General features: G+C 71.4%; 6 protein-coding genes and 1 pseudogene. 5 read left to right on the top strand and 2 right to left on the bottom strand.

The window, feature by feature from the left end; translation table 11 throughout:
- Nucleotides 1–236 precede the first annotated feature (236 nt).
- The 5 genes from ACLEQD_RS32665 (at nucleotide 237) to ACLEQD_RS32645 (ending at nucleotide 5,636) form a co-directional block, all read left to right on the top strand.
- Nucleotides 237–524 carry a phosphopantetheine-binding protein gene (locus ACLEQD_RS32665; RefSeq protein ID WP_410389402.1) on the top strand — a complete coding sequence of 96 codons (288 nt, stop codon included), beginning with the start codon at nucleotides 237–239 and terminating at the stop codon, nucleotides 522–524.
- The gene (locus tag ACLEQD_RS32660; protein ID WP_410389401.1) at nucleotides 488–610 is read left to right on the top strand and encodes a hypothetical protein; all 123 of its coding nucleotides are present in this window, start codon (nucleotides 488–490) and stop codon (nucleotides 608–610) included. Before ACLEQD_RS32665 ends, ACLEQD_RS32660 begins: the two co-directional genes overlap by 37 nt.
- 91 nt (nucleotides 611–701) lie before the next feature.
- Complete coding sequence (locus ACLEQD_RS32655; protein WP_410389400.1) at nucleotides 702–1,952, top strand: MFS transporter; 1,251 nt, start codon at nucleotides 702–704, stop codon at nucleotides 1,950–1,952.
- A 178-nt stretch (nucleotides 1,953–2,130) separates the two neighbouring features.
- Nucleotides 2,131–4,539: a penicillin acylase family protein gene (locus tag ACLEQD_RS32650; RefSeq protein ID WP_410389399.1), complete on the top strand. Its 2,409-nt coding sequence runs from the start codon at nucleotides 2,131–2,133 to the stop codon at nucleotides 4,537–4,539.
- Nucleotides 4,540–4,955: 416 nt separating this feature from the next.
- The gene (locus tag ACLEQD_RS32645) at nucleotides 4,956–5,636 is read left to right on the top strand and encodes a Crp/Fnr family transcriptional regulator (RefSeq protein ID WP_410389398.1); all 681 of its coding nucleotides are present in this window, start codon (nucleotides 4,956–4,958) and stop codon (nucleotides 5,634–5,636) included.
- 3 nt (nucleotides 5,637–5,639) lie between these two features.
- Here ACLEQD_RS32645 and ACLEQD_RS32640 read toward each other — a convergent pair whose 3' ends face one another.
- Together ACLEQD_RS32640 and ACLEQD_RS32635 are read right to left on the bottom strand one after the other, a co-directional pair.
- Entirely contained in the window at nucleotides 5,640–7,178 is a 1,539-nt protein-coding gene (locus ACLEQD_RS32640; RefSeq protein ID WP_410389397.1) for an adenylate/guanylate cyclase domain-containing protein, read from the bottom strand.
- 33 nt (nucleotides 7,179–7,211) lie between these two features.
- Nucleotides 7,212–7,429: pseudogene (locus ACLEQD_RS32635) on the bottom strand (protein kinase); the annotation flags it as partial.

Raw genomic sequence — 7,429 nt, 5'->3', positions numbered from 1 at the left:
CAGCGCGGTGGCGGCGGCGCACGCCGGCATGGACGCGCTCGCGGCCCGGCAGGCCCGCTGGGGGGCACCCGCTGGTACGCCGTGGACTGGGACGTGTGGGGCGTGGGCGAGGGCTTCCGCCCCGACGCCGTCATCTCCCCCTCCGAGGGCTTCCGCCTCCTGCGCGCGCTCCTCGACCAGCCCGCCGGCGGCACGCTTCCTTCGCGTCCCGTGGCTCGCTGGAGGCGCGGCTCCAGGTGGCGCGCGACGGCGCCTCCACCGCGCGCACGGGAGGAAGCGCCAGCGGCAGGCACACGCGCCCCCCGCTGGCCAACGCCTTCGTCGCCCCGCGCGACGAGACCGAGGAGAAGGTCGCCGCGCTCTGGCAGGACCTGCTGGGCGTGGAGTCGGTGGGCATCACCGACAACTTCTTCGAGCTGGGCGGCCACTCGCTGCTGGGCGTGCAGCTCCTGTCGCGCATCCGCGAGGCCTTCCAGGTCAGCTGTCCATGCGCGCCCTCTTCGAGTCCCCCACCGTGGAGGTGATGACGGTGGCCATCGTGGAGGCGAGCGCCAGCCAGCTCGACCCGGAAGCCCTGGAAGCCATGCTCGCGGAGCTGGAGCAGGGCTGAAATCCCCCAGGAACGCCGGGCCCGCGCGCACTCCCGTAGTACCGTGCGCGGGCCCTTGACCCTCCTGCCCCCCAGGAGAAAGAGACGTGGAATGAGCCTCGCGCAACGCCTGACCGTCACCCAGCCCATGCGGGTCTTCTGGATCACCTGGTTCGGTCAGCTCATCTCGATCCTGGGCTCGGGCCTCACGGCCTTCGGCGTGGGCGCGAAGGTCTTCCTGGACACGCGCTCCACCACGCAGTTCGCGCTGCTGTCCTTCTTCGCGTTCGCGCCCATGGTCGTCCTGGCCCCGCTGGCCGGGACGCTCATCGACCGGTGGGACCGCCGCCGCGCCATGCTGCTGGCGGACATGGGCAACGGCCTCAGCACGCTCATCATCTTCGGCATGGTGCTGGCGGACAGCAGGGGCCTCTTCAAGCTCCAGGCCTGGCACTTCTACCTGCCCGTGTCCTTCGGCGCGTGCTTCGGCGCCTTCCGCTGGCCGGCCTTCTTCGCCACGGTGACGCTGCTGGTGCCCAAGCAGCACCTGGGCCGCGCCAACGCCATGGCGGAGGTGGCCAGCGGCGCCAGCCAGATCCTCTCCCCCATCATCGCCGGAGGGCTCATCGACAGCGTGGGCCTGGTGGGCGTGCTGTCGGTGGACGTCTGCAGCTTCACCATCGCCATCATCACCCTGCTGATGGTCCGCTTCCCGCGTCCCCCGGTCTCCGCGGAGGGCCAGCAGGGCAAGGGGTCCATCCTCATGGAGATGAAGCAGGGCTGGAGCTTCATCAGCAGCCGCAAGGGGCTCGTGGCGCTCTTGAGCTTCACCGTCGTGGCCGTGCTGTGCATGGACCTGGTGGTGCTGCTCATCACCCCGCTGGTGCTGGCCTTCACGGACATCTCCACGCTGGGCATCATCGCGTCGGTGGCGGGCGTGGGCGCGCTGCTGGGCGCCGTGGGCATGGGCGTGTGGGGCGGCCCCAAGAACCAGCTGCACGGCATCCTGGGGTTCCAGATCATCTCGGGCCTGGTGCTCTTCATGGCCGCGCCGTCGCCCAGCGTGCCGCTGGTGGCCACCGCCGCCGCGCTCTACCTGTTCACCATGCCGCCCATGGTGGCGAGCAGCCAGTCCATCTGGCAGCGCAAGATTCCGGCGGACCTCCAGGGCCGCGCCGCGGCCGTGAAGCGGATGGTCACCCTGTGCATGTCGCCGGTCGCCAGCCTCATCGCGGGGCCGCTCGCGGACGACCTCTTCGAGCCGGCCATGGCCCCGGGCGGCGCGCTCGCCAGCACCATGGGCGCCTGCTGGGCGTGGGCCCGGGGCGCGGCATCGCCGTCATCTTCATCGTCCTGGGGCTGATGACGCTCACGAACGTCGCGTTCGCGTGGACCAACCCGCGCCTGCGCAACCTGGACCGCGAGCTGCCGGACGCCCTGCCTGACGCGGCCTCCTCCCCGGACACCGCCGCCGCCCCCCCGCCCACCGCCCCTACCGCTGGACGCCTCCGCGTCATGAGTGCCTTCTCCCAGTCCTGCGCATGCTGCGCATGTTGCCGTCCGCCATGGCCGTGGCCGCCCCGGGCGTGGGGCCGTGGCTTGCCCGCCGCCGCTGGCCGCGCACGGAAGGGGTCCTCACGCTGCCCGGCCTGCACGGCAAGGTGGAGGTGCTGCGCGACACGTGGGGCGTGCCGCACCTCTTCGCCCAGGACGAGCACGACCTGTTCTTCGCCCAGGGCTACGTGCACGGGCAGGACCGGATGTGGCAGATGGAGATGGGCCGCCGGCTGGTGGACGGCCGGCTCGCGAGCCTGCTGGGCCCCATGCTGGTGTCCGCGGACGAGTTCCTGCGCACCGTGGGCCTGCGCCACCTGGCCGAGCGCACCTGGGAGCAGGTGTCCCCGGAGGCGCGCGCCATCCTGGAGGCCTACAGCGCGGGCATCAACGCGCGCATCGCCGCGGAGCCGCTGCCCTACGAGTTCACCGTCATGGGCGCGGAGCCCGCGCCGTGGACGCCCGTGGACTCGCTCGCGCGCGGCAACCTGCTGGCGATGATGCTGGGCGGCAACCACCGCATCGAGCTGTTCCGCGCCCGGCTGGTGGCCGCCGTGGGCGAGGAGGTGGCCAACGCGCTCCTGCCGCAGAACGCGCCGGAGACGCCGCTCATCGTCCCGAAGGAGGCGCGCCTGCCGGGCCTCCAGTCCGTGAAGACGATGTCCGGCCTGGACAGCGTGGACGCGGTGATGGGCGACCCGAACATCGTCTCCGGCAGCAACAACTGGGTGGTGCACGGCCAGCGCACGAAGAGCGGCCAGCCGCTGCTCGCCAACGACGTGCACATCCCGCTGGGCATGCCCTCCACCTGGTACGAGAACGGCCTGCACGGCGGCCGCTTCCAGCACGTGGGCTTCTCCCTGCCCGGCGTGCCCATGCTCATCGTCGGCCACAACGGGAAGGTGGCCTGGGGCATGTCCAACCTGGGGCCGGACACCCAGGACTTCTACATCGAGAAGCTGGACGACCCGAAGGCGCCCAAGCAGTACCTCTACCAGGGCACCTGGCACGACCTGCACGTGCGCCGCGAGGAGATCGAGGTCAAGGGCGGCGCCCCCGTGGTGGTGGAGGTGAAGAGCACCCGGCACGGCCCGCTGATGAACAAGGTGATGTCGGACGAGATGAAGGACAGCGAGCCCCTGGCCCTCAAGTGGGCGCACCGGGAATGCCAGCCGCTCATCAACGCCGTGCTGAAGCTCAACCTGGCGCAGGACTGGGAGTCCTTCCGCGGCGCGATGAAGGCCTGGGAGGGACCGGGCCAGAACTTCGTGTACGCGGACACGGCGGGCAACATCGGCTACCAGGCCACGGGGAAGATTCCCATCCGCCAGGGACACCAGGGCCTCCTCCCCATGCCGGGCTGGACGGGCGAAGCCGAGTGGACGGGCTTCATCCCCTTCGAGGAGCTGCCCGCGTCCTTCAACCCGCCCGCGGGCTACGCGGCCACGGCGAACAACAAGATTACCTCCGACGACTACCCGCACCTCATCGCGCACAACTGGTTCCCCGGCTACCGCGCCAAGCGCATCACCGACCTGCTGGAGGCGGGCACGCAGCACAGCGTGCAGACGATGCGGGACATCCAGGCGGAGACGTACTCGCTGCCCGCGGAGGCGCTGCGCCCCTACTTCCTGGCGGCGGCGCTCCCCGCCGACGACACCCAGCGCCAGGCGGTGGACGCGCTGAAGGCGTGGGACCTGCGCTTCGAGCCGGACGCCGTGGGCGCCACCGTGTTCCAGGCCTGGTACATCGAGGTGCTGCGCAAGCTGCTCCAGCACAAGCTGGAGCCCGCGCTGGTGTCCGAGTACCTGATGGGCCAGTACGAGCGGCACGGCAGCCTGCACATGCCCTTCGTCATTGGCCAGATGTCCCAGCCGGACAGCGACTGGTGGGACGACCCGAAGACGCCGGAGAAGGAGACGCGCGACGACATCCTCCGCGCGGCGCTGACGGCGGCCACCGCGTGGCTGGTGAAGACGTACGGCCCGAAGCCGGAGGCCTGGGCCTGGGGCCAGGTGCACCAGCTCACCTACGCGCACCAGCCGCTGGGCGGGCCCGCCATCCCCGGCCCCATCCGGCGCGTCTTCAACGGCCGCACGGTGCCGGCCCGCGGGGACAACTACTCCGTGGACGGGGCGTCGTTCCTCTGGAGCCGCCCCTTCAAGGTCGTCCACGGCACCGCGCTGCGGATGATTGTCGACCTGGCGGACCTGTCCCGCTCCGTGTCCATCCACGCGCCGGGGCAGACGGAGCACCTGTTCCACAAGCACCGCGATGACCTGGTGGAGCTCAACCGCAAGGTGGAGTTCCACCCCATGCTCCACACGCGCCAGGCCGTGGAGCAGCACCGCGAGGCCACGCTGACGCTCACGCCCGCGGTGGCCCTGGCCAAATAAAACAACCCGGACTTGAAGGCCGCCACTCCCCCCGGAGCGGCGGGCCTCCAGGCCCGGGTCCATTGCTTTGAGGCTCCAGCGGGAGCCGGCACTCGTATTCGCGCCGGGTTCCCCCTCAGAAACCCGGCGCTTCCCCCTTCTATGTGCCAGCCCCTGCGGTCCCCCTCATTTCCCGCGCATGCCGCGGTGAGCTAGAAAGTCCCCCGACTCCCCGGCTCACCGTGTCGCGCTGCGCGGGCCCCCCTGCTTCCCGTGCTGCGATGAAGGAACAGTACCGGGACCCTCTGTTTCGATCTGTGAAGCGGCCCACAGGCAGTCTGTGAAGGCGTTCACACCTGCCGGACTTGTCCGCCGGACCTGGATGGGAGGCTTCCCTACCTGCATCCAGGGATTCCAGGCAGAATGGCGTTCCCCTCATGTCCTACGCGCAGCTGCTGGCTGAAATCCCCATGTTCGAGAGCCTCGGCCGGGAGGACCTGGAGAACATGTCGTCGCTCCTCCAGCCCCGGCGCTTCGCGCGGGGGGAGGTCATCTTCCACCGGGGGGACGTGGGCACCGCGCTGTTCATCATCCGGCGGGGACAGGTGGCCATCCGGCTGTCCTCCAGCGAGGGGCGGGAAATCACCCTGGCGCTGCTGGACCGGGGGGACGCCTTCGGGGAGCTGTCGCTGCTGGATGGCGAGGTGCGCTCCACCGACGCGATGGCGCGCGAGGAGGCGCACCTGCTCACGCTCCAGCGCGAGGACTTCCGGCGCTACCTGGAGACGCGGCCGCAGGTGGGCCTGGCGCTGCTGGCGAACATGAGCCGGCTGGTGCGGCGCACGACGCAGCTCGTGTACGACTCCGCCTTCCTGGACGCGCGAAGCCGGCTGGTGCGGGTGCTGCTGGAGCTGGCGAAGACGCAGGGCAAGCCGTCCCCCGAAGGGCTGGCCATCACCCCGAAGCTCACGCAGTCGGAGCTGGCCAACCTGTGCGGCGTCACCCGCGAGAGCGTGAACAAGTGGCTGCGCTACTACGTGCGCGAGGGGATGCTCAGCTTCGAGGGCGGACAGATTGTCCTCATCCAGCCGGAGCGGCTGGGACAGGACGCGGAGTAGCCGTCAGCCGCGCACGCGGAAGAGGGCCAGGGGCTCCTCGCGGCCCTTCACCGTCACCGGGGCCAGGGGCTCCAGCGCGAAGGCGTCCGCGTCCAGCAGGGCGCGCGTGGCGTCGGTGACCAGCACCTCGCCCGGGCGCGCGACGCCGCACACGCGGGCCGCCACGTTGGTGGCGTCTCCCACGGTGGCGTACTGGAGGTAGCGCTCCGAGCCGATGTTGCCCGCGGCCACCGGGCCGGAGTTGAGCCCGATGTGGACTTGAATCTCCGGCGCGCCCTCCTGCCGCCAGCGGGCGTTGAGGGCGGCCAGGGCGTGCTGCATCTCCACGGCCGCGCGCACGGCCCGGTCCGCGTCGTCCGGCCGGGCGAAGGGGGCGCCCCACACGGCCATCAGCGCGTCGCCGATGTACTTCTCCAGCGTGCCCTCGTGGCGGAAGACGATGTCCGCCATCACCGGGAAGTACGCGTTGAGCATGTCCACCACCTGCCGGGGCTTGAGGCGCGAGGACATGGCGGTGAAGCCGGTGATGTCGGAGAAGAGGATGGTGACGTTGGCCTCGCGCACCTCCAGCGGCACGCCCCGCAGCGCCTTGAGCTGGCGCACGACGTCCGGCGGGAAGAAGCGCTGGTAGGCGTTTCTGAGCACCGCCTCCTCCTCCAGCCGCCGCGCCAGGTGCGCGTGGTCCAGGGCGATGGCGGCCTGGTTGGCGAAGGCGGTGAGGAACTCCAGGTCCTCGTCGGTGAAGAGGCCGCCCTGGGTGAGGCTGTCCAGGTACAGCACGCCCAGCACCGTGTCGCGCGTGCGCAGGGGCACGCAGAGCGAGGCGCGGATGGACTGGCGGAAGACGGAGTCCGCGCCCTGGAGCCGCGCGTCGTCCTTCGCGTCGGTGAAGAGGGCCGCCACGCCGCGCGAGTGCACGTAGTCCACGATGTGCTGGCTGAAGAAGCGCTCCGGCAGCGCCCCACCCCGCGCGCCCCGGGCCACGCGCGGCACCAGCGCCCCGGTCTCCCGGTCCACCAGCAGCACCAACGCCCGGTCCACCGCCCAGATTTGGAACACCAGTTGCAGCACGCGCTCCAGCAGCCCGTCCACCGGGCCCGGGGAGGACAGAATCTGCCCCACCTTGAGGAGCACCTGGAGCTTGTCGCGGGTGCGGTCCGGCGAGCGCGTGTCGAGCAGCGCCTCCATGGGCCCGCCGGAGAAGCGCGTCTCCAAAGGCTGCGTGCGCAGCGGGCCCCAGCCGTCCGGCAGCGGCGTGTCCGGGGACACCAGCCGGAACCACACCTCGCCGCAGCGGAAGGACTGGCCGTGGCCCAGCTCCTGGCGGGAGACGCGGTGCGGCCCCACGAAGCTGCCGTTCTTGCTGTCCAGGTCCACCAGCACCACGCGCCCGCCCGCGCGCTCCAGCCGCGCGTGGCGCCGCGACAGGCTGGGGTGCGGCACGCGGATGCCGTTCTCCTCGGTGCGGCCGATGGTGGTGGTGCCCTCCGGCAGCATCACCACCCGTTCATCCACCTGGCCTGGGTTGAGGATGAGGCGCATGGGCTCAAGACCGCGGGGGGTGGAGGACGGGGCTCAGGTGGGTCCCTTGGCCGTGAAGGCGCCGGGCCGGGGCGCGGGCCCGGGCGCCTCCAGGACGGCGGGGGCCACCTGTTCGGAGGTGGCGTCCGCGGAGGACGCGGACTGGCTGCCCTGGCGGGCCACCACCTCGTGCACGCGCAACGGCTGGCCTCCGGGCCCTGACAGGTAGCGCTCTCCGGCGGCGCGGCAGTCGAAGGCGCCCGCGAGCCGGG

This window comes from Corallococcus sp. 4LFB, assembly GCF_046520365.1.
Taxonomy (GTDB): domain Bacteria; phylum Myxococcota; class Myxococcia; order Myxococcales; family Myxococcaceae; genus Corallococcus; species Corallococcus caeni.
The sequence above is the reverse complement of the archived record's forward strand: the minus strand, read 5'-3'. Positions and strand labels throughout refer to the sequence as shown.